The sequence below is a fragment of the Rhizobium sp. SG741 genome, from assembly GCF_012275435.1.
Classification (GTDB): Bacteria; Pseudomonadota; Alphaproteobacteria; order Rhizobiales; family Rhizobiaceae; genus Rhizobium; species Rhizobium lusitanum.
Window position 1 is genome coordinate 603,773 of the sequence record NZ_JAAZQP010000002.1, and the last position, 25,717, is coordinate 629,489.

The following is a 25,717-nucleotide window of genomic DNA, read 5'->3' on the forward strand; positions in this document are numbered from 1 at the left end:
CGGCTCCGGGCAATTCGGCTAGGCGGCCTTAGCGCGAAACAAGGCGCCGAAGACAGCAAAGAGCTTGTCAAAATCGTCCTTGCTCATTGGCACAAGGGGCGGGCGCACGGCAAGCCAGCTTTCGTCACCCGTCATGCGGGCGAGGATCGCCTTGATGGACGGGATGACGGGATAGCGCAGCAACTCCCCAACGAAACGTTCGACATTGGCATCATCGACCCCCTTTTCCGCCATGGCCTGCACTTCGCGGGGAAGCAGGTTCGCCATGCCGGAGATGGCGCCCTGTCCGCCGAGACGTACCCCGCGTGCCAGATGCCGCTCATCGCCAATGAGAATAATGAGATCGCCATGGGTCTTCAGCAGCGTTTCGGTATAGGGCCAGTCGCCGGAGGAATCCTTGACGCCGACGACGGTATCCGGAAAGGCGGCGCGCAAACGGCCGACGAGAGAAATGGAGAGCGACACCATCGTCACGGAAGGAATGTTGTAGACGATCACGTCGCGCGCATGTGTGCCCAGCATGGCGAAGACGGCCGCGAACCACTTGAAAAGCCCATCGTCGCTGACGTTCTTGAAATAGGAGGGGGGTGCCAAAAGAATGTTGCGGACACCATGCGCAAGAGCCTCCCTTGCCTGCGCGGCAGCATCCTCGGCTGCATCGACCAACACACCCATGACGATCTGCGAGGGAGCGATGCCTGCAGCCATCATCGCAGCCAGCACCTGCTGGCGCTCCTGCATGCCGATCGAGGCGCCTTCGCCGGTTGTGCCGAAAAGGGTGACGCTCTTGCAACCATTGGAAAGGCAGTGCCTGGCCTGCGCGATCACGCCCGAAACGGCAATCTCGCCATCGGCGTCAAAGGGCGTTGCCAAGGCGGCCGACAGGCCAAAACTCTCTCTCATCCAATCCTCCCGATCTTGTGAGATCAGGCGTATCACGCTGACATGTTAGTTGTAAAGCAAAGTTTGGTTCAGTTGGTCATGGCTGAGTTTCACTTTGTGAATAAGCATGCCGATACCAGTGCCGACCATGTGAATTCGGCCAGGGATTTCGGCGATCCGACTTGTGAGCAGCAGAAGGCGCGTCGGAAAGTAAGGTTTCCCACGCCTGCCGCGATGCAGCTAGCGCGCTACTTCTGAACGGGCACGTAGTCGATCCCGCCGTCGATCCGCGACGGTCTGCCGTCGAGGAAGAGTTCGCCAATGCGTGGCGCCGAGCGGGCGATCACCTTGCCGCCCTTGATGACGGCCAGACGATTGGGCTTCAGGCGCAGCGCCTCCACCGTGTCGACCGCCTGCAGCACCACGAGATCGGCGTTGCAGCCCTTTTCCAGCCCGTAGCCTTCGAGGCCGAGCGTTTTGGCGGAGTTCACAGTCAGCGCGTCGAAGATTTTCTTCTTGTCCTCGATGCCGGCCATCTGGGCCACGTGGATCGCCATGTGACCGACTTCCAGCATGTCGCCCGAGCCCATCGAGTACCAGGGATCCATCACGCAATCATGGCCGAAGGAAACGTTGAGGCCGGCGTCCATCAGTTCGCGCACGCGCGTCATGCCGCGGCGCTTCGGATAGGTGTCGTGCCGGCCCTGCAGCATGATGTTGATCAGCGGGTTGGGGATGACGTTGATCTTCGCTTCCGCCATCAGCGGGATGAGTTTGGAGACATAGTAATTGTCCATCGAATGCATCGAGGTCAGATGCGAGCCGGCGACCCGGCCCTGTAGGCCGAAGCGAATGGTTTCGGCGGCCAGCGTCTCGATGTGGCGTGACATCGGATCGTCGGTTTCGTCGCAATGCATATCGACGGGAAGGCCGCGGTCGGCGGCAATCCTGCAAAGCGCTTCCACCGAGGCCTTGCCTTCGTCCATTGTGCGCTCGAAGTGCGGGATACCGCCGACGATGTCGACGCCCATGTCGAGGGCGCGCGCCAGCGACGTCACACCGTCCCTGGCGCGATAATAGCCATCCTGCGGGAAGGCGACGAGTTGCAGGTCGATATAGGGCTTCACCTTCTCCTTGACCTCGAGCAGCGCCTCGGCCGTCACCAGCTTCGGGTCGGAGGTATCGACATGACTGCGGATGAAGAGCAGACCTTGCGTCACGGCAAGGTCGCAATAGCGCAGAGCGCGCTCAACGAGCTCTTCCTTCGTGACGATCGGACGCAACTCTCCCCAGAGGGCGATGCCTTCCAGAAGCGTGCCTGACACATTCATGCGCGGCAGGCCGAGCGACAGGGTCGCGTCCATATGGAAATGCGGATCGATGAAGGGCGGGCTCACCAGCCGATTGGTCGCATCGATCTCGTCCTTCGCCTCGGCGGCAATCGAGGCTTCGATGGCGGTGATCTTGCTATCCTTCACCGCGATATCGAAGCCCTTGCGGCCATCTGGCAGATTGGCGTTGCGAATGATCAGGTCGAACATGAAAAGCTCCTCGGATTATCTTTCGCCGCGGCGGTAGGGCTGCATCAGTGCCTGCGGCACACGGGCGCGCCGGCTCATGACGGCGAGCGCAACGATGGATAGGATATAGGGTGTCATCAAAAAGATCTGGTAAGGCACGCCCTGCACTGCAGTCTGCAAGCGTAGCTGGAAGGCATCGAAAAAGGCGAAAAGCAGCGCTCCGAACAGCGCTCGACCCGGCCGCCACGACGCAAAGACGACGAGCGCGATGCAGATCCAGCCGCGCCCCTGCACCATGGTCGGAAAGAAGCTGTTGAAGGCCGAAAGTGTCAGGAATGCACCGCCCATTCCCATCAAGGCGCTGCCGGCAACAACGGCGCCGTAGCGAACTTTCATCGGGTTGACGCCCTGGGCTTCGGCGGCATGCGGATTTTCGCCTGTCATCCGGATGGCAAGCCCGACCGGCGTGCGAAAGATGATGTAGGCCATGACGAGCGCCACGAGGATCGCAAGATAGGTCGGCGCGGTCTGCGTGAAAAGGGCAGGGCCGATGAAGGGCAGGGTCGAGAGCCCCGGAATAGCGATCGGCTGGAACGGCGTGATCGTCGGCGGCGTCCCGGCGACCGGCACGATCAGCCGGAAGACATAATAGCTGAAGCTGGAGGCGAAGAGCGTCACACCAAGGCCGGACACATGCTGCGACAGGCCGAGCGTCACCGTCAGCGCCGAATGCAGCAGGCCGAAAATGCCGCCGGCGAGCGCGGCGATCAGAAGTCCGGTCCAGAGATCGGCGCCGTGATAGACCGAGAGCCAGCCGATCATTGCGCCGAAGGTCATGATGCCCTCGATGCCGAGATTGAGGACGCCGGCGCGCTCGCACAGGAGCGCTCCGAGCGTGCCGAAGATCAGCGGTGTGGCTATGCGCAGTACGGCTGCCCAGAGCCCGGCGGAAGCGATGATGTCGACCAGCGTGCTCATCGGCGGATCCTGTATTGCGTGAAGAACAGCGCGATCAGCATGGTCAGCAGCGACAAGGCAACCGTGACGTCAGCGATATAGGTGGGAATGCCGAGGCTGCGGCTCATCCCATCGGCGCCGACGAACATCATCGCCGTGAAGATCGCGGCCAGCACCACGCCGAGCGGATTGAGATTGGCAAGCATGGCGACGACAATACCGGCATAGCCGAAACCCGGCGACAGATCCGTCGTGACATAACCCTTGACGCCCAGCACCTCGATTGCGCCGGCAAGGCCCGCAAGGCCGCCCGAAAGGCAGGCGACCTTGACCAGCGTCGATCCAAGCCGGACGCCGGCAAAGACGGCACCCGACGGATTGAGGCCGGCGGCACGAGACTGCATGCCGAAGACGGTGCGTGACTGGATGAAATACACGAGTGCTGCAAGCGCGATGGCGATCGCAAAACCGATATGCAGGCGGGAGCGGGCGATCAGTTTCGGCAGCATGGCATGATCGACGACGGCCTGGGATTGCGGCCAGCCGAAAGCGGTCGGATCCTTCAGCACGCCATCGATCAGCATGGACACGAAAAGCACGGCGATGAAATTGAGAATGAGGCTGGTAACGACCTCGTCGACGGAAAAGCGAAGTCTCAGCCACAGGGGAATGAGGATCAATACCATGCCGGCAATGGCGCCGATGACCAGAAGCAGCGGAATCAGGATCGGAGCCGGCAGGCTGGCAAGCAGTTTCGAGCCAAAGGCTGCGACCGCGATCGCGCCGAAATAGAACTGTCCCTCGGCGCCGATATTCCAAAGGCGGGCGCGAAAGGCGACTGCGGCCGCCAGCCCCGTCAGGATCAGCGGCGTCGCGCGTGTCAACGTCTCGGTCGCGGAAAGCCGCGAGCCGAAGGCACCCATCAGGATGCGCCAATAGGCTTCGAGAACGGGCGCGCCGGCAATGGCGATGAGTATCCCCGCCAGCGCCAGAGCCGCGACGATCGCCAGCAACGGCGCGAGGACCATCATGTAAAGAGGGCGATGTTCGCGCCGTTCAAACCGCATGGCCGGCCTCGCTCCCGCTTTTCCATTCTCCGGCCATCATCAGCCCCAATGCGCGCGCATTCGCCTCGTCCGCATCGATGGGCGCTGAGAGCTTGCCGCCGACGATCGCCTGAATGCGGTCGGCCAGGGCAATGACTTCATCCAGGTCCTCAGAAATCAGAAGCACGGCCGTTCCCTGCCGGCGCGCCTCCAATATGCGGCCGTGAACGGCCGCCACCGCCCCTTCGTCCAGGCCGCGTGCCGGCTGGGCGGCGACAAGGACGCGCGGCCGTTCATGTAGATTGCGGCCGAGGATCAGCTTCTGCATGTTGCCGCCGGACAGAAGCCGGGTGCGGCTCGCCGGGTTGCCGCCGCGCACATCGAATGTATCGATGATCTCCTGCGCAAAGGCCATGCCGGCCCTGCGGTCGACCAGCCCGTGCTTCGAGAAAGATGGCAGGCGCTCCAGCACGGCATTTTCCCAGATCGCCATTTCGCCGATCGCGCCGTCCCGGTTTCGGTCTTCGGGAATACGCCCGATGCCGGCGCCAATGATCTCGGCCACATCTGGATTATCGATGGGCTCGCCAAAGAGCAGAAGCTCGCCTGATGTGCGGGCCAGCGTGCCGGACAAGATTTGTCCCAGCGCCGCTTGGCCATTGCCGGATACGCCGATAATGCCGAGAATCTCGCCGGCGCGCAGGTGGAAACTGATCTTCTTCAATCGCTCGACATCGCCGATCTTCACGGTGATATCGCGCGCCTCCAGCGCAATTTCGCCCGGCGTGCTCGCTTCGCGGGTTGGCCGAGTGACCCGGTGGCCAACCATGAGTTCCGCAAGCTCTGCCTTGTTGGTCTCGGTCGCCCGCCGTTCGGCCTCAACCTTGCCGCCACGCAGGACGACGATACGATCGGCTGTCGCCATGACTTCATCGAGCTTATGCGAGATGAAGATCAATGACAGGCCCTGTGCTGCCATCTCCTTCAGCGTTGCGAATAGCCGTTCCGCTTCGATTTGTGTGAGCACTGCCGTCGGTTCGTCGAGGATCAGGATACGCGCATCGTTATAGAGCGCCTTCAGGATTTCCACTCGCTGTTGCTCGCCGACCGAGAGGTCACCGAGGCGTGCGTCCGGATCGACCTTCAGGCCGAAGCGCTCGGCAATCGCCATCAATTTTCTGCGCGCGGCCCCGGTCTGCGATCGCAGGGACCAGAGCGTCTCCGTGCCGGTCATGACGTTTTCGAGCACGGTCAGATTGGGCGCGAGTGAAAAATGCTGGTGCACCATGCCGACCCCGGCCCGAATTGCGGCGCGAGGTTTGCCGCGCGGCAGCTCGGCGCCATCGACAAGGATGCGCCCGGCGTCCGGCACATAATGGCCGAAGAGAATGCTCATCAGTGTCGTCTTGCCGGCACCGTTCTCCCCGAGCAGGGCGACAATTTCGCCTTTGGCGAGCGTCAGCGAGATATTGTCATTGGCAACGGTATTGCCGAACCGTTTGCTGACACCTTCGATCGTCAGAACAGGCGTGTTCATGCGGCCAGCCCCGCGATCGGATGGCGGTGTTGCCAGCGCCCATCGGCTTCAAGCTGAGCCGCAAGCGAGAGAAGCAGCGCGTCTTCGCCCATCGGCGCCACGAGCTGGATCGGCAATGGCAGGCCATTGGCATCGGCGCCGAAGGGAAGCGTAATGGCCGGAAAGCCGGAGACGTTGGCAAGCGACGCAAGCGGCGCGAAAGCCGTCATCCGCTCGAGATGCAGGTCCGTATCGCCATGATCCGTTGGAAAGGATCCTATCGGTGGAGCTGCCTTAGCCAGCATCGGCATGACGATGACATCGACCTTCTCGAAGAGGTCCCACAATGTGCGGCTTGCTCTTACCGCGCCATTGAGGGCGCTCCAAAGTGCCGTCGCCGGCATGGCGCGTCCGCGCATGATGAAGGCCTGCGTCATTGCCTCTGTCGCCAGAATATCCAGTTTGAGGTCGTCCATCAGGCCAGCGATATTGACGGAAACGATGTGGCCGAAGGCGCGGGCGCCGGCTGCGACCGCTTCGTCGACATCAGCCCAGGCGAGCGGGACAAGCCGGTGCCCCTGCTTTTCGAGGAAGCCGGCGGCCGCTTCGACCGCCTCCAGCCGATCGGCCGCGGTCGGGTAACGCTCGCCGGTATCTGCGAGCAGACCGATGCGAAGGCTCCCCGGCTTGGCGGCAGGCTCCGCGATGTCGGCAAAGGGTCCCTTCGTCATGCCGCGCAGGGCAGCGAAGATTCGGGCTGTATCGCGTACGGAACGGGTGATGGCAAGCTCGCTGGCAATGCCGCCGAGATGATTGCCGAAGGCCGGGCCGGCGGGCATAGCACCCCGGGTCGGCTTCAGGCCAACCAAGCCGCAGCACGCGGCAGGCACGCGGATCGATCCGCCCGCGTCCGTGGCATGGGCAATCGCCACGATGCCGGCGGCAACGGCGGCCGCCGCACCGCCGGAGGAACCGCCTGCGGTGCGGCTCGGATCCAACGGATTTCGGCAGATCGGACCCATGGCCGGCTCGGAGGCGAGCGATAAGCCGAACTCGGGGCTGGTGCTCAGCCCGAACGCGCAGAGGCCAGCCTCGCGAAATCGTCTTGCCAGATCGCTGTCGGCCTCACTGCCTTTACGCTCGAAAAGACGTGAGCCGGCCGTCACCGGCAGCCCTGCAAAGGGGCCACCGAGATCCTTGGCGATGGTCGGCACGCCCGCGAATGATCGCGCCGCAAAACGCTCGGGCCGCTCCAACGCTTCTCCATCCATCACTTGCGCGGCAGCAAGACCCATCCCGGCGTCGAGATAGGCTATGGCACCGAGATCCTCATGGACTGCGCAAGCGGCAAGAGAGGCCTGCATGGCTTCCGTGCAGGTGAGCTTGCCGGATTTGATGGCGTCGGCGAGGTCCGTGGCGTCGGCCGATGACGGGCTGCTCATGACCAGGCCGAATTACTTCGGCTGATCCATCATCTTCGGCACTTCAAAAGTGCCGGCCTTGATGTCGGTGCGGACCTTCTCCATCGCGGCTTCGGCGTCCGCCGGCGCGACACCCTTGACGTAGACGATATCGCTGCCGCCTTCCTTCATAAGGCCATAGGCCGTGTAGCTGCGGCCGACCGGCTTGCCGGCGGCGGCATCGGCGATGGCGGCATTGAGAATGGGACGGAAGTACCACATGGCGTTGGCGAAAACCGTGTCCGGATAGCGCGGCGTGTAGTCGATGAGCGACCCCACGGATTTGATGTGGCGCTCCTTGGCGGCGTCGGCTGTGCCGATGCGCTCGCCGAAGAGAACGTCGGCGCCCGCATCGATCTGCGCAAGGCCTGCCTCGCGCGCCTTGGGTGGATCGAAGAAGGTGCCGATGAAGGAGACCAGATGCTTGCAGTCGGGATTGACCGCCTTGACGCCTGCTGCAAAGGCGTTGATCAGCATGTTGACCTCGGGGATCGGGATCGCGCCGACGGAGCCGACGACGTTGGATTTGGTCATCTTGCCCGCCAGCATGCCGGCGAGATAGGCACCGTCATGGTTCCATGTGCCGAAGACGCCGAAGTTGCTGCCGGCCGCTTCGCCGCTCGATCCAAGCACGAAGGCCGTGTCCGGGTAGTCTGCGGCGACCTGGCGTGCTTCCTTCTCCACCGCATAGGCCTCGCCGATAATCAGCTTGTTGCCCTGCTCGGCATATTCGCGCATGGCGCGAGGATAATCGGTGCCCGAAACGCCTTCGGAAAAGACGTATTCGATAACACCCTCCTTGGCCGCGTCCTGGAGCGCCTTGTGAAGACAGGAATTCCAGGCGTTTTCGACGGGAGAGGCATGAATGCCGGCCACTTTGAGCGGCGCTGCGGCACGAGCGGCCGGCGCAAGCGCGCTTACCCCCAGCGCGATGCCCGAAGCGATGACGGCACGACGTGACAGTATGATTTCATTGGTCATTTTTTTGATCCCCTGCTTTTTGATCATTTGGTAAAAATCATAGGTGGGGGCTAAAAATGTGTCAAGCAATCGGCATGCTTAAATAATATGCGCGCAACCAGCGCCTTCTTGTCACGATCAGTTTCCGACCCTCTGAGACAGCTTATATCCACCCGGCACTGTGGTATCCGATGGGACGGCCGACGCGAGTAAAGTCAGCCAGTTATATGCTCGATCATATGGGCAATGGCGGCACGATAGCGCGCCGCGTCCCCGCCGGCATCCACGGCAAGGGCCGCACGATCAAACGCGGCAGAAAGAATGTCTGCCAATGCATCGACGGGAATGCGTGAGCCGTTCCCCGGGCCGAGCGCGGCTTCAAGGCCATGTTTCAAGGTGAGGGCGGTGGTTTCCTCGTCCAGCTGCTTCATTTCCACAAAGCCAAGCACGGTCGGTCCCTCGATCAGGAGAAGCCTGGTGCGGCCGACAACCCGCATCGCGTCGAGATAAGCGTTGCCGCCGGCAATCAGCGCGTCGAGCGGCGCGAGGCGCTTCGGGGCGGCCCGCTCTATCTCACGAGTCACCGCAAGGGCTTCCTCTCGCACGACGGCGCGAAACAGCGCGCGCTTGTCTTCGAAATGATGATAGAGCGCGCCGCGGGTGATGCCGGCCGCGGTGACGATCTCCGGCGTCGATGTTTCGGCATAGCCCTTTTCCACGAAGAGCGTCCGCGCGGCTGCGATCAGCGCCGCCTTGGTCTTCTCGGTTCTTTCCCGATTGGAGCGATAGTCTTGCATGCATGCAGCCTGTATGTTATTTGCTGAAATACAGGCAGACTGTATGTTATTTTAAGGGAGATGGGAAGCATGAAGGTGACGAGCTATTATCCTGTCATCATGACGGAGCGCGTTGAGGAGACCGCAGCCTTCTACATCGAGCATTTCGGTTTCCAGCAAAATTTCGCCAGTCACTGGTATGTGCATCTGCAGTCAGCGCAGGACAGTGGTATCAACCTTGCCATCCTGGACGGGCGGCACGAGACGATCCCGGCGGAAGGGCGTGGTCGGGTCGCCGGGCTATTGCTTAATTTCGAAGTGGAAGATGTGGACGCTGTTTATGAGCGCACACGCGAAGCCGGCCTGCCGATCCTTCTTGCCATACGCGACGAAGCTTTCGGTCAACGCCATTTCATTACCGCCGATCCGAATGGTGTGCTGATCGACATCATCAAGCCTATATCGCCGAGCGCCGAGTTTGCGGCGCTCTATGCGGATGACGCCTTGCCGAAGGGGGAATAGGGCGGGCAAACCGCAATGTATAAAATCCGTCGAAGCAATTCTATCTTTCGTTAACTAGGTCATTTCACTCAATGTTTTCAGTTTTTGTGCAACAAAGCGAAACAAAGGTAGGTGACCCATGCAAGAGCTTCCAGTTTCGTCAAAGATCATTAAATCCGTCTTCTTCCGCCCCGATGACGGGCGCCTTTTCATTCGCTTCAAGAATGGCGAGGAGCGCCAGTTCACCGGTGTACCGCAAAAGGCTGTGGCCGCCATGGTGAAGGCGCCTTCGCCGGGCCAGCACTATATCGAGCATATCCGCACGCAGTTCGAGCGCGTCGCTTAGGCTTTCCTGCCGGTATGGACGATGGAACCATGATGCGTTCGCCGCTTCATGAGCATGGTACTCTCGGTAGGCTTTTTTCGGATGGCAAAGCATGGGCTGCCGCCCGTTGCCGACTTTTCGCCGAAACCTGCATTGATAAACGCTGAGTTGCACTATCTACATCCCTCAATATCGTCTTGCAGGGAGGAAGAGACGTGGTTGATGAGAAGCAGCTTATCTCCAAGATTACCTGGAGGCTCATGCCATTTCTGGGGATTCTCTATCTGATCGCCTACATCGATCGCCAGAATGTCAGCTACGCAAAGCTGGAAATGGTCGGTGACCTTGGGATGAGCGAATATGCCTATGGCCTTGGCGCGTCGCTGTTCTTCATCGGTTATTTCCTGTTCGAAGTCCCGAGCAACCTGCTTCTCGACAGGTACGGTGCCAGCAAATGGTTCGCCCGCATTCTGGTGTCCTGGGGGATCGTCACGGTCGCCTTGGCCTATACGCAGAACGCGACCATGTTCTACATCCTGCGCTTCCTGCTCGGCGCCTGCGAAGCGGGCTTCTTTCCCGGCGTGCTCTATCTGCTGACCCTCTGGTATCCCTCGGCCTATCGCGGCACCATGGTCGGCCTTTTCATGATCTTCAGCGCATTCGCCAATGCGATCGGCGCGCCGCTCGGCGGCGTCCTCCTGGATCTGAATGGGCTCTATGGTCTCGCCGGATGGCAATGGGTTTTCCTCGTCACCGGCATTCCCGCCATCATTGCCGGCATCATCACGTTTTTCTATCTGCCCGATCTGCCTCTGAAGGCTTCGTTTTTGAGCGATGCGGAAAAGACCTGGCTCAAGGACAGGCTCGCGGCGGAAAATTCAGGCATGGAGCAAAACGCTTCCGACGGTTTCCGCGCGCTCATCAATCCCCGCGTGCTGCTGATGGCTCTTTGCTATGTCGGTTTCCCGCTGGCCGCCTATGGGCTAAGCTACTGGCTGCCGACCATCGTCAAGAATTTCGGCGTCAGCAACACGACCAACGGCTTCCTGAACATCATCCCCTGGCTCCTCGTTGCCATTGCGCTCTATGCCGTGCCAGCTGCGGCTGACAAGGCGACCTCGAAGACGCCGTTCATCGTCATTCCTGCTCTCGTCGGCGCCGCGTGCCTGGTTCTCTCAGCTGTTGTCCCCGACCATACATTGCAGTTCACCTTCCTGTGCATTGCAGCAGCCGGCATCTTCGCAGGTCAGCCGGTGTTCTGGAGCCTGCCGTCGCGCTTCCTGCAGGGCGCAGGTGCCGCGGCAGGCCTCGCCGCCATCAACTCCGTCGGCAATCTCGGCGGTTTCGTCGCCCAGAACGTCGTTCCCTGGATCAAGGATTCCACCGGGAGCACCATTGCGCCGATGTTCTTCCTTGCCGCCTGCCTGTTTGCAGCGGCTCTGTTGGTTCTCGTGATCGGGCGCATGGCGCCAAGCACGCCGAAGTCGCACGACCTTGGCAGTCCAGGTGCCGCACGGGTCAAGTAATCGCAGTGGCTGCACTGCTTGTTGACTGAGACGGGCGGCCATAGAGCCGCCCGTCTCGTTTAAGGTGAGCGAATTGTCGTCACTGCATCCGAGGAGCCGCTCTCCGACGAACGGTCAGGCGAAAGCGTAGGAGCCGTCCGGGCGCTTGGGCACGCGCCGCTGCCAGTGAATATAGCCCTCTTCCTCCATCGCCTTCTCGTCCATGTCGACGCCCCAGCCGGGTCTGTCGGGGCGCAGCTCGAGGTAGCCGTCCTTCGGCAGATAGGGATCGACGACATAGCGGGTCTCGCCCTGGCGCTTTTCGATATTGTTGCCGCCATAGACATAGGTTTGCCCCTTCGGCAGTCGGTATTCGAGGATCTTGAAGTTCTGGGCGGCGGCCGAGAAGTGGACATTGACGGCGGTTGCCAGCGGCCCCATCGGATTGTGCGGGGCGACGCCGACGAAGTGAGCCTCGGCAAGCGTTGCGATGCGCCGCATCTCGCTGATGCCGCCGACGACGCAGATATCGGGCTGGATGAGATCGGCACCCTTCACCTGCAGCAGGCGCAGGAACTCGTTGCGATTATAGAGCGACTCGCCCGTCGCCAACACGCAGTTGAGCCCCTGTTTCAGCTCGCCCCACATTTCGATGTTTTCCGGGCGCAGCGGCTCTTCGTAGAAGAGGGGGTCGTAGGGTGCGAGTGCATTGCCGAGCTGGCGCGCGGCAATCGGCTCGAAGATCTTCGCGTGGGCGTCGAAGGCGATCTCGTAATCGTCGCTCACGGTTTCGCGCAGCGAGCGGAAATAGTCGGCCGAAGCCTTGACGACATTGCCCCAGCGATGGGCATGCATGTCGATGCGCCACGGGCTGAGCTTGAAGGCGGTAAAGCCCCATTCGGCGTTCAGGCGGTCGAATTCGTCCCGCGCCGCCGGCGCATCCGGTGCGGTATAGACGCCGGCATAGACCTTGATGCGATCACGCACCGCGCCGCCGAGCAACTTGTAGACCGGAACATTGAGGGCTTTGGCTGAGAGATCCCACAGGCAATGGTCAAGCGCGGAAATCGCCGAAAGGCCAAGCGCGCCGGGCGGGAACCGGCTTTGCTGGATCAACAGGTTGACGAGATAGTCGATGCGGGTCGGATCCTGACCGGCGATGAAGGCGTAGAGATAGTCGAGCAGCGGCGGAAGCGCCTTGTCAGGGCCGTGATTGTAGCATTCGCCCCAGCCCGTCAGCCCATCATCCGTGTCGAGCGCGACGATGACGCGCGGGCGGTCCTTGTCGCGGGTCATGAACACCCGCATGCGGTCGATTTTCATCTCTATTTCCTTCTATCGATGCTTATGGATGCGGCGTGGGACGTGCCGCAGGTTTGGAAATCGTCGCCGTGGCGATCCGGTGCCCGACTGATCATCATCACGCTGCGCTTCCGTTTTTCAGGACTTCCGGCTCGACATAGCGGAAGCGTCCTGAACGATCCCGATCGCGCGGATCGGGGCGGGGGATGGCCGATATCAGTGCCTGGGTGTAGGCGTGTTCCGGGGCGTTGCAGACCTTCGCGGCATCGCCGACCTCAACAAGGCGGCCTTTGTACATCACGCCGACGCGGTCGCACATGTAACGGATGACGCCGATATCGTGGCTGATGAAGATATAGGCGAGGCCGAGCTCATCCTGCAGCCGCATCAGCAGATCGAGCACCTGCGAACGGACGGAGACATCGAGCGCCGACGTCGCCTCGTCGGCGACGATGATGCGGGGGTTGAGCGTTATTGCGCGGGCGATACCGATGCGCTGGCGCTGCCCGCCGGAGAAGGCATGCGGATAGCGCTCGCGCGTCTTCGGGTCGAGACCGACCTGCTCCATCAGGCGGCAGACCCGCTCATCGAGCGCCCGGCCGCGGGCAATGCCGTTGACGAGCAGCGGTTCGCCGATGATCTGCGCGACGGTCATGCGCGGATTGAGCGAGCCGAACGGGTCCTGGAAGACCATGCGCAATTCGCGTCGCGCCGCCGCAAGCGCGGATCCCCTGGCCGTTGCCAGATCGATGACTTCGCCATCCGTACGACGATAGAGGATTTCTCCGGCACTGGGGTCGATGAGGCGCATGATCGAGCGGCCCATCGTCGTCTTGCCGGATCCGCTCTCGCCAACGATCCCGAGCGTTTCGCGTGGCAGAAGCGATATCGAGACGTCGTTCAGGGCGCGGACTTCGCCGAAGGCCATCGATACGTTGCGCAGTTCGAGAATGGGGGCGACGGTCCGGTCGAGCGGTGGCCGCGCCAGCCGGATTTCGGCCTTCTCCTCGAGCTTCAAGACGGAGCCGATCAGCATGCGCGTATAGTCGTCCTTCGGCGCATGGAAAATCTGTTCGACCGGGCCGTACTCCTTGACGAGGCCATTATGCATGACGAGCACATCGTCGGCGATCTGGGCAACGACGCCCATGTCATGGGTGATGAACAGCACGGCCATGCCATAGGCTTTCTGCAGGCGGGCGATCAGGTCGAGGATCTCGGCCTGCGTGGTTACGTCCAGCGCAGTGGTCGGTTCGTCAGCGATCAGAAGCTGCGGCTTGCAGGCGAGCGCCATGGCGATCATCGCGCGCTGGCGCATGCCGCCGGAATATTGGAAGGCATAGCGGTCGATGGCCTTTTCCGGCGACGGGATTTCCACCTGCTTCAGAAGCGAGATCGCCTCGGCGCGGGCCTCCTTCTTGCTCATTCTCGTATGCAGGCGAAGCGCTTCCATGATCTGGTCGCCGACCGTGTGGACCGGCGAGAGCGAGGCCATCGGCTCCTGGAAGATCATGGCGATGTCGCGCCCGCGGATTGCCCTGATCTCGCGGCCGCGCGGATTGAGCTTGACGAGATCGATGGAGGTGCCGTTCGCGGTATTCAGGATGATCGAGCCGCTGCTGATGCGCCCCGGAGCATCGACGATCTGCAGGATCGAGCGTGCGGTTACCGACTTGCCGGAGCCGCTTTCGCCGACGACGCACAGTGTCTTGCCCGGTTCAATGGCGAAGGAGAGGTTGTCGACCGCGCGAAAGGTGCCTGTTCGCAAAGGGAAGTCGACGGTCAGGTTCCTGACCTGCAGCAGCGGGCGGGTGGTGGCCATGGAAACGATATCGGTCATACCCGCCTCATTTGTTGTAGGGATCGGCCGCGTCGCGCAGGCCATCGCCAAGAAGGTTCAGCGCCATGACGGCGACGACGACGGCGACGCCGGGCAGGAACAGCCATGGCGCCGTGGCAATCGAGCGGATGTTCTGCGCCTCACGCAGCAACACGCCCCAGGAGATGGTCGGCGGCTGCAGCCCGAGCCCCAGGAAGGAGAGGGATGTTTCGGCGAGGATCATCGCCGGCACGGCAAGCGTGATGGAGGCGATGATATGGCTGGCGAAGCTCGGCAGCATGTGGCGGAAGATGATGCGTCCTTCGCTCGCGCCGTCCAGTTTGGCGGCTGCCACGAATTCCTCGGTGCGCAGCGACAGGAAACGGCCACGCACGACGCGGGCAAGCTGCGCCCAGCCCGTCAGCGACAGAATGATGGTGATCATCATATATTGAAGTGCGGCCGGCCAGCCCTGCGGCAGTGCGGCAGCCATGGCGAGCCAGATCGGGATCGTCGGCAGCGACAGCACGAAGTCGATCAGGCGCTGGATGAAGAAATCGAGCTTTCCGCCGTAATAACCTGAGATGCCGCCGAGAACGATGCCGAGCAGCAGGGAGAAAAACACACCGACAAGGCCGATCGACAGCGAAATCTGCGCGCCCTGTATCGTGCGGCTGAAGACGTCACGCCCGAGCCGGTCTGCTCCGAACAGCAGCAGAGGCGTCGATTTGTCGGAGGATGCGAGCAGATGGATGTTGGTCGTAAAGAGGCCCAGCACCGAATAGTCGTAGCCGCGTCCGAACAGGCTGATGGAGACCCGCTTGGTCGTATCCTCCTTAAAGATCGCCGCGAGCGTTTCCGGATCGCGGGTAAGCTTCAGCGGATAGTAATGCAGGCCGAGGGAGACGCCGTTGTCGGTGTCGATGAAATGCACCCTCTGCGGCGGATGGAAGGTTGCCCGCGCATTCTGCAGAGTGGGATCGTTGATGGCGAAAAACCCTGGCACGAGGGCGACGATGTACATCAGTACTGTGACGATGAGAGCGACCATGGCAAGCCGGTGGCGGCGGAATGCCCACCAGATCAGCTGCCATTGCGATGCCACCGCAGCACGATCAGGGCGGAGGTTTGTGACGGCGATGTCGGCCATGGGCTGCTCCTACTCCAACCGTATGCGGGGATCGACGAGGGCAAGCAGGATGTCGCTGATCAGCGACCCGACCAGCGTCAACGCGCAGATCAACAGCACGAAGGCGCCGGCGAGGTACATGTCCTGTGCCATCAGGGCCTGTAGCAGCAGCGGTGCTGCCGTCGGCAGGTTAAGGACGATTGCGACGACGACGGACCCCGAGATGAGATTGGGCAGCAGCCAGGCGATCGTCGAGATGAATGGGTTGAGCGCGATGCGCAGGGGATATTTCACCAGAAGCCTGAACTCCGACAGGCCCTTCGCCCGCGCCGTCGTCACATAGGGCTTCGGCAGCTCGTCAAGCATATTGGCGCGCATGACGCGGATGAGGCTTGCCGTCGAGGAGACGGCGAGAATGATGACGGGCAGCCAGAGATGCGACAGCAGGTCCAGCATCTTGGCGATGCTCCAGGGCGCGGTCTCGTATTCGGAGGAAAACAGGCCGCCCACATCCTGGCCGAACTCCACCGCGGCGACATACATCAGCACCAGCGCCAGCAGGAAAGACGGGATGGCAAGGCCGAGAAAGGTGAAGGCGGTGAAGAGGTAATCGCCGATCGAGTATTTCTTGACTGCGGAATAGACACCGATCGGTAGCGCGATTGCCCAGGTGGCGATCAGGGCGGCGAGCGCCAGTATGAGCGTCAGCGCCATGCGCTCCCAGATGAGGCCGGAGACGGGCTGCTGCCATTCGAACGAAATACCGAAATCGCCGCGCGAAAGAATGCCCCACATCCATTTCAGATATTGAACGAGCATCGGCTGATCGAGACCGAAGCGTTCGCGCAGCTGGGCTGCCGTGTTCTGGTCGACGACCTCGTTCGAAGAGGCGAGGGTGGCGATATAGGTCGTCACATAATCGCCGGGCGGCAGCTGGATCAGCACGAAGGCGAGGAAGCTGATGGCGAACAGGGATGGGATCATCCACAAAAGGCGTTTTCCGATGAAGACGAGCATAGCAATCTCTCGCATTGAGCGCGGTCGCAGGCAGCGCCGCACGAAGGAAAGCGCCGCCCACGGAAGGCGGCGCTTGATCAGTCCAATCAGCTGGTGAAGAAGAACTGCTGCGGCATGGCAGGTCCCGGATTGGGCCATGACCAGCTGTCCGGCTGCTTTTCCGGGACGTTGCGCAGATTGTTGCGGATGATGCCGAAGCCGCCGACGGCAAGGCAAAGCCCAACGGTTTCGAATTCATCTGCGGCGATGTCGAAGATCTGCTTCATGACGGCGCCGCGCTTATTGAGATCAGCCGTCGAGCGCGCTTCGTCGAAGAGCTTCATGCGCTTCTTCTGGCTTTCCGGCGGTTCTTCGCCTTGCTTGCCGTTCGACGTGTACCAGACCGACCAAGGAATGGCGTAGCGCGAGCCTTGCGGATGGAAGGCGAAGAAATCGCGCGGATCGAGCATCGGGTCGAGACCACCGGGTCCTGGCCAGACCTGGGCGTCATGGGCATTGTCGTCGCCGCGCGTGTAATACAGCGCCCGCTCGATCGTATTGACCTTCATGTCGACGCCGATCTGCGCCCAATGCGCCTTGACGAGTTCCAGCGCGTCGACAAGGTCGGGATAGAGGGTCGGAATGACGTCGACGGCAAAGAAGATCTTCTGGCCGTCGGGCCGCAGGCGAAAGCCGTTCGCATCCTTCTTGCCGTAGCCGGCCTGATCCAGCATGGCGCCGGCCTTGTCGGGATCGTAGTCGGTGAATTGACGTGCCAGCTTTTCATTGTACCAGGGATGCTCAGGCCGGGGGCCGGCCTGATAGCCCTGGCTCTGGCCGAAATAGACGATGTCGATTATCTCCTGCCGATTGATGCCGAGCGAGAGCGCCTGCCGGACCGATTTGTCGGCAAACATCTTGCGCATGGCCGGATCTTTGTGGGTGATGTTGAAGTAGATCTGGCACTGCTGCGAGGTCGAAGGGATCAAGGTTAGAAGGCGATAGTCGCCCTTCTTCATGTTTTGCGACAGCGTCGGCTTGTTCGCGAGCACACTGATATGACGCTCCTGAATATCGATCTTGCCGGAGATGACGTTCAACATCAGCGATTCCACATCCTGTGAGATGCCGAAGTTGATCTCATCGACATAGGGAAGCTGGTTGCCTGATGTATCGACCTGCCAGAAGTACGGGTTGCGGGTCATGACGACGCGTGTGGCGCCGCCGGCATAAGGTTCCTTGACGACCCAGGGATCGAGCGTCGGCTTGTCCGGATTGCCCCAGCGCGACGGGATCTCGATATCGCCGCAGCGGGCGCGGAAAAGTTCGGGCCAGCTGTTGGAACCTGCCTTCTTGGCGTCGTCAGCGACATTCGGATTGTATTTCGGCAGGAACTGGCTGCAATAGTGCTTGGGAAACAGTGTCGGATGCTGGCCAAGCGGGGTCGCCAGGTTTTCCAGATAGAGCGCATTTGGCGCCGCAAAGGTGAATTTCACCGTATAATCATCGATCTTCGTGACATCAACGGCCTTGCCGGCGACGGAGAGTTGTGCCGGCGTCGCGCTGTAAAGATCTGTGTTCTTGACGCAATCCTCGATCGCGAAAACGACGTCGTCGGCGGTAAACGGATGGCCGTCCGACCAGCGGACACCCTGGATCAGGTGGAAGGTGAACTGCGAGGCGTCGGCATTGACGTCCCAGCATTCGGCAAGATTGGGCAGGACTTCGGTGAAATCGAGGTTCCAGCGCACCAGGCTCTGGTTGCCCACCATGCGCAGAATGCCGTTATGATCAGACGAGCCCCTGAGGCCGCGCCGCAGCGTGCCACCATAGGTTCCGACCTTTTCGTAAGGGGTGACGACCATGGGCTTTTTCGGCAGCCGGTCGGCGAGTGGCGGCAGTTTGCCTGCCTTGACCAGATCAGCCAGTGCCGGAGCTTCACCGCCATCGGCGGCGCTGACGCGGCCAGCTAAAGACAAGGCTGCCATACCCGCCATGCCTCCAAGAACAGCACGCCTGCTCACACCGCGAGACAATATCTTATCGCGCATCGAATCCCTCCCGTTGAACGCCGGCCCGACTTTGTCTGAACCGGCGCGACAAGCTCCCAACCCGTCGCAATGCACCGTCCTGGCGCAGCGGCACGACCATAAGTTCGTTCTCAGATAATTACAAGAGTTGACAGATATTTACAGATTATATAGCCCTAACGCGCAGGAAGTGCGCTATTGCTTGCCATCCGGCAACATCAAGAAGGACGATAATGACACTCTCGGTCGCCAACGATTCCAGCGCGGGCCCGACCCGTTTTGGCGACATCATCTACGAGAGGATCGTCGCCATGATCGCCGATGGCAAATTTCCGGTGAACGAGCGCTTGCCGTCCGAGGCCAAGCTTGCCGAAACCTTCGGCGCGTCAAGGCCCGTGGTGCGCGATGCGCTGGAGCGTCTGCGTGCCGACGGCCTGATCGTCTCTCGTAAGGGATCAGGTTCCTACGTTCGACAACGACCGGATTCGTCGGTGTTGAACATGGTGCCTGTGGGGTCGCTCGCGGATGTCCAGCGCTTCTTCGAATTCCGGGCAGGGCTTGAAGCGGAGGCAGCCGAGCTTGCCGCGCGCAATTGGCAGCCTGCCGATAAAGAGCGCATCACAGCGGCGCTCCAGAAGCTTGAGCAATGTCTTGGTGAAGGCAGGCTTGGTGCCGAGGAGGATCAGGGGCTGCACGATGCCATTGCGATCGCGACCGGCAATCAGTTTCACATTACCGTTCGCGAATGGTTCAAGCCGCATTTCGCCATCGGGCATTCGGTGACGCGCAGTCTGAGCCTCAAGCGCACGCCGGAGCAGATCCGCAGCGTGCAGGACGAGCATGCGGTGATCGTGGAGGCGATTTTCGCACGGCAGGAGGCCGAGGCCCATGACGCCATGAAGAGGCATATTTTGAATGCACGCGCCCGTATGTTCCAGGGCGTTTGATGGGATGTTCGAAGCGAGGAAGGTGAGGCGGTTGACGCCCCCTTAGAGCTTCGATTGACGATGAAGAGGTAAAGGGTAGGACCATGAGTATTGCAATCATGCGCCAGGCGCTGACCGGTGTGTCCGGAGTTCCCGTGACGGCCTATGACGGAAACGGCGAGGTGGAGCCACGCGTGACCGCTAAGGTCTATGAGCGGGTTGCCGTCGCCGGCATTCACAATATCGTCGCGGCTGGAAATACCGGCGAGTTCTATGCGCTGACGCCGGAAGAGATCCGCCGCGTCCACGAAGCTGCCATATCGGGCGTCGACAGCAAGGCGCCGGTGACGGCGGCGATCGGCCGCTCCCTGCACGAGGCGATCCGCATGGCCAAGGACGCGGCCGCGATCGGCGCCACCGCCGTCATGTCTCATCAGCCGGTGGACCCTTTCGCCGCCCCTGCTTCGCAGATCGACTATTTTCGCAACCTGGCGGAAGCCTCGCCGCTGCCGCTGGTCGCCTATGTCCGGGCCGACGGCTTCAGCGTCGACGACATGGTTCGCCTGGCCGGTCACGGCAACATCGTCGGCATCAAATTCGCCACGACGGATCTCATGCTGCTTTCAAGGGCGATTGCAGCTTCCGATCCGAACGGCGCGCTCTTCGTTTGCGGCCTCGCCGAAAGCTGGGCGCCGAGCTTTACGGCGGCGGGAGCGCGCGGCTTCACCTCCGGCCTCGTCAACGTCGCGCCGCGACTGTCGCTCGCAGTTCATGCGGCTTTGGCCAAAGGCGATTTCGCCTGTGCGCGCGCGATCGTCAACAAGCTCGAGCCCTTCGAGCGCATGCGCACGAAGTTCCGCAACGGCGCCAACGTCACGGTCGTCAAGGAGGCGGTCACCTATTCCGGCCTTGATGTCGGCCCAGTCCGCGTTCCGGGATTGCCGCGCCTCGACCAAAAGGATCGCGAGGAGTTGTTCGCGCTGCTTTGCGGTTGGCAGGAGACGGGCGATGCATTTACCCTCTAGTGCTTTGAGTTCCGCCGTTCATATGTTTGCGGCGTGCTGCATCAAAATCTGATTGCTCGTTCGATGATGCGCCGATCCCTCGGATAAGTGCAAACGCGTCAAGGGATTGGCCCTGCGCTGACTACGCGTCTTTTGACCGGGACTACAAGCGAGTGGAGCTGCTCCGCACCTCGATGTGGCGGGATATGGCAAAGCTTTTCGAAAGCTACGACGCGCTGCTGTGTCCGACCTGCTCGATCACCGCTCCACCATTGAACGAATGCGACGACGACTATGTCGCGACATTGCCGGACGGCAGCTTCGCGGGCCTTGATATGACCTGTCTATTCAACCTGCTGCCCCAGCCTCCCGCTCTATCGCTGCCTGCCGGACGCGCGTCCAACGGCTTGCCGGTCGGGCTTCAAATCGTCGGCCGACGCTTTGCGGACGAACAAGTCTTGTCTTTGGGCGCAGCAATGGAATCCTCTCTGTCACCGCCATGATCATTGGCGTCGTGTCCAGCCGCGATAGCTGATGCCGTGGACCTTGCCGGCGATCCGCACCGGGAGAGCACATTGCGCGGCGGTCATGGGAACCCCTGTCTGGTACTCAGACGATGATGTAGCCTCCGACGATGAGTGCAAGGACTCATACGGAGGAACTGTGCATGGCTATCGAGGAGACAATCATCATCGGTGCAGGCCCGGCGGGGCTGGCATGTGCCTCGGCACTTCGCGCAAAGAGCTGTCCTTCGGTCGTCCTTGAAGCCGCTGACAAGCTCGCAGCTTCGTGGCGAAGGCACTACGATCGGCTCCATCTACATACGGAAAAAAGGCACTCGGCACTTCCGGGAAGGCCGATGCCGACGGGTTTTCCAAAGTATCCGTCACGACTGCAGATCATCGACTACCTCGAGGACTACGCGCGTGCGAATGACCTTCACGTAATTGCTGGAAAGATGGTCACATGCGTTCGCAAGAAAGCGAATTGGATCGTCGAGACCGCGGACGGCGATGTACTCGAAGCGAGAACCGTCATAATCGCTACCGGACTGTCAAACTCGCCAGTCCGACCACACTGGACTGGCCAGGACACGTTCAAGGGGAATATCATCCACTCTTGTGAATACCGGAATGCGTTTGACCTCAACGCAGGTCGAATACTGGTGGTCGGCTTTGGAAACTCGGCGGGAGAGATCGCGCTCGAATGCGCCGAAGCGGGTCTTGAGGTCGCCATGTCGGTTCGCGGTCCGGTCAATATCGTTCCGAGGGAAATGTTCGGCGTGTCGACCGCGACAATCGCCATTGCTCAACAACACCTGCCGTACAGATTGGTCGATGCAGTCAATGCGCCTCTTCTGCATTTGCGCTACCGCGATATCGAGGGAATGGGGCTCACGCGCTCCAAGCAGGGACCTCTGACCACGATGATAGAGCGAGGCCGAACGCCCTTGATCGACATCGGTACGATTGCAAAGATGAGAGATGGCCGGATAAAGGTGTTCCCCAGCATCGAAATATCGGACGGTTCGAGCGTGCTCTTCACGAACGGCCAATCCGCGGAATTCGATGCGATTGTGCAGGCGACGGGCTACACGCCGTCTCTCGACACGCTATTGCCCGACCTGGCTGAACGACTTCCAGATGGGGGCAAGCCGGCAAGGAGCGAGCTACACCCGGCAAAGGATGGCTTGTATTTCTGTGGCTTCAATGCCGCCACAACGGGCCTCCTACGCCAGATAGGTATCGAGGCGCGGTTAATCGCGAACTCGATCGCCGAGACAAAGTCCGCGAGCATTTGATTGCGACATACGGCGTCGCCTCGACCCCTGCACGGCCTTTCTCTAGTCGACAGACGTCTCGTCTTTCGCGGATATCCTATGGCAATTCGCAGAAGGATGGCGCCACATTATAGTGCTCGGCCGTGGCACACACGTTGCAAGCAAACCGATGCGAACTGCCACCGGCGAGTTATGAAACGGCCTCGGTGATCTTCAATGTATTTCCGTAGTGGTCTTCAGCACCGAAAATGTCTCGCCTTTTCGCTCTTCTCCTTCTCTCGCTCGCCAACGTGGTCTTCCTCAGCGCGATAAATTGGCACGTTCTTCGTCACGGCGCGGCAGTATGGTCAAGATCGGCATAAACCAGATAGCGCAGCGGACCCGATGTCATGGCATCGAAGGGAAAGCACGTCGCGAGAACGAGATGAACGCCGCGCGCGTTCGGGTCGATCTCAGCTTCATCCCAACGCGCAACGGCCATGCGGGTGACGCGGAACGTGAAAACCTGACCGTCACTGCGCGAGATGCGGATGCGATCGTTCTCCTTTATGTTTTTCAGGAAGGCGAAATGCGTGTCACGATGTGCGGCGTAGACCGCCGTGCCCTCCTCGCCCGCCTCCGGCGTATTGTCGAGGTGGCCGGGACCGAAGGCCAGCGCCTGGCCGCTTGCACCCTTGAGCGCTATCGCGGAAGCTCCAAGCCGTGGAACCTCGATACGGGCCACGGGCCAGGTGTCGGCCCAGCTCCAGGGTTTGACCGGCGAACCTGACGTGAGGGTTTGCGCAAAGGCGCGCTCCAGCAGGATCTGCGCAACACCCGCCTTGGCATATATCCATCCTCCCTGGGCCGCGAGGAACAGACCTGTCGCGATGAGGATGCATGCTGCGAAGGCGGAGAGGGAGCGCGCTGGCGCGCTCCCCATGGCTTGGCGAGTACCGGTGGTCATGCTTTGCTCCTTCGTGACGCGCAGGCCAGAAGCGAAGCGCCGAGCAACAGAGCAAACAACCCCTGAAGAATGAGAAGCATCGCGGGCGTTGCGGTCTGTGGCAGCGGAACATTCGCCGAAGCCGGTGCCGAGATCGCCTCAATGTCCGCATCGCCGTCGAGGCTGCGTGGCTTGTCGGCCGCCTGATGGCGCTTGGTGTCCGCGTTGGCATCACGGGTAGTCCCGATGCCGAGAAGCGTCTTGTAATCCCAGCCGGCGGGAAGCTGCAATGGAATGTCGGCCTCAGCCAGCGGTGCGTTTGTCGGGCGCAGACGCTTGGTATCGACCGCAACAAGGCTGGTCAGGCGCGTGACCAGGTGATGCTCCAGGGCCAGCTGAAGGATGCGCTTGTCGGCGTCTGCCTGCGTGATCTTGCCAAGGGTCAGATTGACCTCCGCATCATCGATCTGGCGACGCGCCCAGATCTTGGAAATGCCTTTGGCACTGCTTGCCCGGTCAAGCGGCAGCGAAAGTGTCCACGGACGATCGCCAACCATCCCGCTGACGGTCAAAGTGCCCTCTGCCTTCCCCACACGGGCAGCCAAGACAAGCGGTTCACCGTGATAGATGTCGGGAAGGAGGCTCGGCGACAGGCTGACATTCTTTTCCGGAAAGACCGCCGCTATATCGGTGACGGCAGGGTTCTCCAGCTTGTCAAAGAGTGCGCGCATGCGTTCGTTCACCTCGGCCACTGATCCGATGTGGGTGAAGCTGCCGCGACCAAGTTCAGCGGCACGGCTCATCAGATAGGTGTTGGGCGCGGAGCCGATGCCGACCATGAAAATGCGCGAGCGTCCGCGCGATGCAGCGATCGCATCGAGAAGCTGCTGCTCGTTGTTGACCTCGCCATCGGTGAGGAAAACGACCTGACGTAATCCGCCCGCCTGATGGCTGTCATCGAGCGCGGCATGGAGCGGCGGCAACATTTCCGTTCCGCCGGCAGCCTCCAGGCCGGTGACGAAGCGGCGTGCCGTGGCAATATTATCAGCCGTCGCCATGACCGAATCCGGGAAGAACTTGGTCATCGTGTTGTCGAAACGAATGACGTTGAAACGATCATTCGTTTCGAGCCGGGACAGAGCGTAGTCGAGGCTCGCCCTTGCCTGCTCGATGGAGGTACCGCCCATGGAGCCGGAATTGTCGATGACGAAGACCACTTCGCGGCCGGCCTTTTGCGGTGTCGTCACTGCCGGCGGCGTCACATAGGCGAGCACGTAATCATCCTTGCCGACATGCTCGCGAAACAGGCCGACGCTCGGCACATCACTCGCGATGGTGTTCCATTCGAGCACGAAGTCGCGGTCGGCCGTCGTGTCACCGTCAAGAACGATCCGCCGCGCAGTATCGTTCAGCCTATCGATCTTGACCGTGTGGTAGAGGCTTTTGACTTCGTCAAGCGGAAAACCGGCATTGAGATTGATTTTCAGCGTGACAGAATTGGTGCGGTTGCTGCCCGGTGCCATCAACGGGGCAGAGACGGGCGTATCGCCGGAGTTGCGCGATGGGCTGTTTTCCGTCCGTCCCCAGCCGGCTTTCAGGTCAGCATGCTGTGTGATGGCGGAGGCATCCTGCGGGGAATAACGCGGCGCAACGACCAGCGGAACCCGCAGGGAAAAGCGGCCATCCGTCAGGCGCACCGCCTGTTGATATTCGATCTGGACGACGACCTTTTCATGCGGACCTATGTTTGCGACCGTGTTGGTGAACACGTTCGGTCGCTGCTGCTCCACGAGAGCCGCCTTCTTGCCCTGCCTGCGGGCTTGCTCGTAGACGGCGCGCGCCGCCTGCTTTTCCTTGATGTCGGCGACAACAACCCGATTGCCGACGATCATCTTGAGGGAATAAACGGCGCTATCTTCCGGAAGCGGGAAGACATAGAGGGCTTCGACCCACTTGTCGCTCGGGTTTTCGAAAGCCTGCGTCAGAACCGCCCGCGCCGTCGGACCATTGACGTCGATGTCGACATCGGTCGCAAGCCGCGGCGCCTCGACATACTGCCCGGCTTGCGTCGCCTGAAGGAGCAGGCTGCCTGCACCCACCTCGTTCGGCGTGACGAATGCTGCCGGCTGAGCATGTGACTCTAAGGGGTGCAGCAGCGCGAAGATGACCGCAAGCACCGGCAGCAGGATCGCATGGCTGAACCATAATAGCTGGCCGAATCTTGTGAGGACAGTCTCCCGGTATCGGCGAGATGAAATGCTTAGCGCGGCTGACATGACAGGCTCCTTATTCGCTGTGGAATGACAGAAGCCATTGTGAATAAAGGCTATTTTCTTGCCAGCGTAAGCTTTGCCCTGT

The 25,717-nt window shown here is 61.1% G+C and carries 22 protein-coding genes; 7 read left to right on the forward strand and 15 right to left on the reverse strand.

Annotated elements, in window-relative coordinates; all coding sequences use genetic code 11:
* Positions 1-18 precede the first annotated feature (18 nt).
* The 8 genes from FHT29_RS08175 to FHT29_RS08210 all read right to left on the reverse strand — a co-directional run bounded on the left by FHT29_RS08175 (position 19) and on the right by FHT29_RS08210 (position 9,138).
* Positions 19-903, reverse strand: a complete 885-nt coding sequence (locus tag FHT29_RS08175) for a dihydrodipicolinate synthase family protein (RefSeq protein WP_168599539.1) — start codon at positions 901-903, stop codon at positions 19-21.
* A 227-nt stretch (positions 904-1,130) separates the two neighbouring features.
* Positions 1,131-2,423 (reverse strand): amidohydrolase family protein, encoded by a 1,293-nt coding sequence (locus FHT29_RS08180; protein ID WP_168599540.1) that lies wholly within the window; start codon positions 2,421-2,423, stop codon positions 1,131-1,133.
* A gap of 15 nt (positions 2,424-2,438) precedes the next feature.
* On the reverse strand, positions 2,439-3,380 hold the full coding sequence (locus FHT29_RS08185) for an ABC transporter permease (RefSeq protein ID WP_047554847.1): 942 nt from the start codon (positions 3,378-3,380) through the stop codon (positions 2,439-2,441).
* Positions 3,377-4,426, reverse strand: coding sequence for an ABC transporter permease (locus FHT29_RS08190; protein ID WP_037192159.1), 1,050 nt, complete (start codon positions 4,424-4,426; stop codon positions 3,377-3,379). Before FHT29_RS08190 ends, FHT29_RS08185 begins: the two co-directional genes overlap by 4 nt.
* Positions 4,416-5,942, reverse strand: a complete 1,527-nt coding sequence (locus tag FHT29_RS08195) for an ABC transporter ATP-binding protein (protein WP_047554851.1) — start codon at positions 5,940-5,942, stop codon at positions 4,416-4,418. The genes FHT29_RS08190 and FHT29_RS08195 overlap by 11 nt, the downstream gene beginning before the upstream one ends.
* Positions 5,939-7,363, reverse strand: coding sequence for an amidase (locus tag FHT29_RS08200; protein WP_037192155.1), 1,425 nt, complete (start codon positions 7,361-7,363; stop codon positions 5,939-5,941). The genes FHT29_RS08195 and FHT29_RS08200 overlap by 4 nt, the downstream gene beginning before the upstream one ends.
* A gap of 12 nt (positions 7,364-7,375) precedes the next feature.
* On the reverse strand, positions 7,376-8,362 hold the full coding sequence (locus tag FHT29_RS08205) for a BMP family protein (protein ID WP_037193134.1): 987 nt from the start codon (positions 8,360-8,362) through the stop codon (positions 7,376-7,378).
* A gap of 194 nt (positions 8,363-8,556) precedes the next feature.
* Positions 8,557-9,138 carry a TetR/AcrR family transcriptional regulator gene (locus tag FHT29_RS08210; RefSeq protein WP_037192153.1) on the reverse strand — a complete coding sequence of 194 codons (582 nt, stop codon included), beginning with the start codon at positions 9,136-9,138 and terminating at the stop codon, positions 8,557-8,559.
* 69 nt (positions 9,139-9,207) lie between these two features.
* Between FHT29_RS08210 and FHT29_RS08215 the strand changes: the two genes are divergently transcribed.
* The 3 genes from FHT29_RS08215 to FHT29_RS08225 all read left to right on the forward strand — a co-directional run bounded on the left by FHT29_RS08215 (position 9,208) and on the right by FHT29_RS08225 (position 11,469).
* Positions 9,208-9,639, forward strand: coding sequence for a VOC family protein (locus FHT29_RS08215; RefSeq protein ID WP_047555054.1), 432 nt, complete (start codon positions 9,208-9,210; stop codon positions 9,637-9,639).
* A gap of 118 nt (positions 9,640-9,757) precedes the next feature.
* Entirely contained in the window at positions 9,758-9,964 is a 207-nt protein-coding gene (locus FHT29_RS08220) for a KTSC domain-containing protein (protein WP_034506791.1), read from the forward strand.
* 194 nt (positions 9,965-10,158) lie between these two features.
* On the forward strand, positions 10,159-11,469 hold the full coding sequence (locus tag FHT29_RS08225; protein WP_037192147.1) for an MFS transporter: 1,311 nt from the start codon (positions 10,159-10,161) through the stop codon (positions 11,467-11,469).
* A 114-nt stretch (positions 11,470-11,583) separates the two neighbouring features.
* Here the strand turns inward: FHT29_RS08225 and FHT29_RS08230 are convergent, their stop codons facing one another.
* The 5 genes from FHT29_RS08230 to FHT29_RS08250 form a co-directional block, all read right to left on the reverse strand.
* The gene (locus FHT29_RS08230; RefSeq protein WP_047554856.1) at positions 11,584-12,771 is read right to left on the reverse strand and encodes a galactarate dehydratase; all 1,188 of its coding nucleotides are present in this window, start codon (positions 12,769-12,771) and stop codon (positions 11,584-11,586) included.
* A 97-nt stretch (positions 12,772-12,868) separates the two neighbouring features.
* Complete coding sequence (locus tag FHT29_RS08235) at positions 12,869-14,590, reverse strand: ABC transporter ATP-binding protein (protein WP_168599541.1); 1,722 nt, start codon at positions 14,588-14,590, stop codon at positions 12,869-12,871.
* Between the two features lie 7 nt (positions 14,591-14,597).
* Entirely contained in the window at positions 14,598-15,719 is a 1,122-nt protein-coding gene (locus FHT29_RS08240; protein WP_168599542.1) for an ABC transporter permease, read from the reverse strand.
* A gap of 9 nt (positions 15,720-15,728) precedes the next feature.
* Complete coding sequence (locus FHT29_RS08245) at positions 15,729-16,715, reverse strand: ABC transporter permease (RefSeq protein WP_112440394.1); 987 nt, start codon at positions 16,713-16,715, stop codon at positions 15,729-15,731.
* Positions 16,716-16,801: 86 nt separating this feature from the next.
* Positions 16,802-18,745, reverse strand: a complete 1,944-nt coding sequence (locus FHT29_RS08250; RefSeq protein ID WP_168599543.1) for an ABC transporter substrate-binding protein — start codon at positions 18,743-18,745, stop codon at positions 16,802-16,804.
* Between the two features lie 212 nt (positions 18,746-18,957).
* Between FHT29_RS08250 and FHT29_RS08255 the strand changes: the two genes are divergently transcribed.
* From FHT29_RS08255 to FHT29_RS08270, 4 genes are all read left to right on the forward strand, one after another.
* Positions 18,958-19,671 (forward strand): FadR/GntR family transcriptional regulator, encoded by a 714-nt coding sequence (locus FHT29_RS08255; protein WP_047638529.1) that lies wholly within the window; start codon positions 18,958-18,960, stop codon positions 19,669-19,671.
* Between the two features lie 83 nt (positions 19,672-19,754).
* On the forward strand, positions 19,755-20,675 hold the full coding sequence (locus FHT29_RS08260) for a dihydrodipicolinate synthase family protein (RefSeq protein WP_168599544.1): 921 nt from the start codon (positions 19,755-19,757) through the stop codon (positions 20,673-20,675).
* A 26-nt stretch (positions 20,676-20,701) separates the two neighbouring features.
* Positions 20,702-21,157: an amidase family protein gene (locus FHT29_RS08265; protein ID WP_280518145.1), complete on the forward strand. Its 456-nt coding sequence runs from the start codon at positions 20,702-20,704 to the stop codon at positions 21,155-21,157.
* Positions 21,158-21,321: 164 nt separating this feature from the next.
* On the forward strand, positions 21,322-22,455 hold the full coding sequence (locus FHT29_RS08270; protein WP_168599545.1) for an NAD(P)/FAD-dependent oxidoreductase: 1,134 nt from the start codon (positions 21,322-21,324) through the stop codon (positions 22,453-22,455).
* A gap of 307 nt (positions 22,456-22,762) precedes the next feature.
* On the opposite strand, the gene FHT29_RS08275 is transcribed toward FHT29_RS08270, so the two are convergent.
* Positions 22,763-23,356: a class GN sortase gene (locus FHT29_RS08275; RefSeq protein WP_246703011.1), complete on the reverse strand. Its 594-nt coding sequence runs from the start codon at positions 23,354-23,356 to the stop codon at positions 22,763-22,765.
* Positions 23,357-23,376: 20 nt separating this feature from the next.
* A complete protein-coding gene (locus FHT29_RS08280) occupies positions 23,377-25,635 on the reverse strand; it encodes a marine proteobacterial sortase target protein (RefSeq protein ID WP_168599547.1) in 2,259 nt (752 codons plus the stop codon).
* Positions 25,636-25,717: the final 82 nt, after the last annotated feature.

Excerpts from the sequence above, each read along its gene's own strand:
- FHT29_RS08215 (WP_047555054.1), top strand. The coding sequence starts at position 9,208 with ATGAAGGTGACGAGCTATTATCCTGTCATCATGACGGAGCGCGTTGAG.
- FHT29_RS08245 (WP_112440394.1), bottom strand. The coding sequence starts at position 16,715 with ATGCTCGTCTTCATCGGAAAACGCCTTTTGTGGATGATCCCATCCCTG.
- FHT29_RS08280 (WP_168599547.1), bottom strand. The coding sequence starts at position 25,635 with ATGTCAGCCGCGCTAAGCATTTCATCTCGCCGATACCGGGAGACTGTC.
- FHT29_RS08235 (WP_168599541.1), bottom strand. The coding sequence starts at position 14,590 with ATGACCGATATCGTTTCCATGGCCACCACCCGCCCGCTGCTGCAGGTC.
- FHT29_RS08255 (WP_047638529.1), top strand. The coding sequence starts at position 18,958 with ATGACACTCTCGGTCGCCAACGATTCCAGCGCGGGCCCGACCCGTTTT.
- FHT29_RS08250 (WP_168599543.1), bottom strand. The coding sequence starts at position 18,745 with ATGCGCGATAAGATATTGTCTCGCGGTGTGAGCAGGCGTGCTGTTCTT.
- FHT29_RS08270 (WP_168599545.1), top strand. The coding sequence starts at position 21,322 with ATGGCTATCGAGGAGACAATCATCATCGGTGCAGGCCCGGCGGGGCTG.
- FHT29_RS08200 (WP_037192155.1), bottom strand. The coding sequence starts at position 7,363 with ATGAGCAGCCCGTCATCGGCCGACGCCACGGACCTCGCCGACGCCATC.
- FHT29_RS08220 (WP_034506791.1), top strand. The coding sequence starts at position 9,758 with ATGCAAGAGCTTCCAGTTTCGTCAAAGATCATTAAATCCGTCTTCTTC.
- FHT29_RS08275 (WP_246703011.1), bottom strand. The coding sequence starts at position 23,356 with ATGGGGAGCGCGCCAGCGCGCTCCCTCTCCGCCTTCGCAGCATGCATC.
- FHT29_RS08205 (WP_037193134.1), bottom strand. The coding sequence starts at position 8,362 with ATGACCAATGAAATCATACTGTCACGTCGTGCCGTCATCGCTTCGGGC.
- FHT29_RS08185 (WP_047554847.1), bottom strand. The coding sequence starts at position 3,380 with ATGAGCACGCTGGTCGACATCATCGCTTCCGCCGGGCTCTGGGCAGCC.
- FHT29_RS08180 (WP_168599540.1), bottom strand. The coding sequence starts at position 2,423 with ATGTTCGACCTGATCATTCGCAACGCCAATCTGCCAGATGGCCGCAAG.
- FHT29_RS08230 (WP_047554856.1), bottom strand. The coding sequence starts at position 12,771 with ATGAAAATCGACCGCATGCGGGTGTTCATGACCCGCGACAAGGACCGC.
- FHT29_RS08260 (WP_168599544.1), top strand. The coding sequence starts at position 19,755 with ATGAGTATTGCAATCATGCGCCAGGCGCTGACCGGTGTGTCCGGAGTT.
- FHT29_RS08195 (WP_047554851.1), bottom strand. The coding sequence starts at position 5,942 with ATGAACACGCCTGTTCTGACGATCGAAGGTGTCAGCAAACGGTTCGGC.
- FHT29_RS08175 (WP_168599539.1), bottom strand. The coding sequence starts at position 903 with ATGAGAGAGAGTTTTGGCCTGTCGGCCGCCTTGGCAACGCCCTTTGAC.
- FHT29_RS08240 (WP_168599542.1), bottom strand. The coding sequence starts at position 15,719 with ATGGCCGACATCGCCGTCACAAACCTCCGCCCTGATCGTGCTGCGGTG.
- FHT29_RS08190 (WP_037192159.1), bottom strand. The coding sequence starts at position 4,426 with ATGCGGTTTGAACGGCGCGAACATCGCCCTCTTTACATGATGGTCCTC.
- FHT29_RS08210 (WP_037192153.1), bottom strand. The coding sequence starts at position 9,138 with ATGCAAGACTATCGCTCCAATCGGGAAAGAACCGAGAAGACCAAGGCG.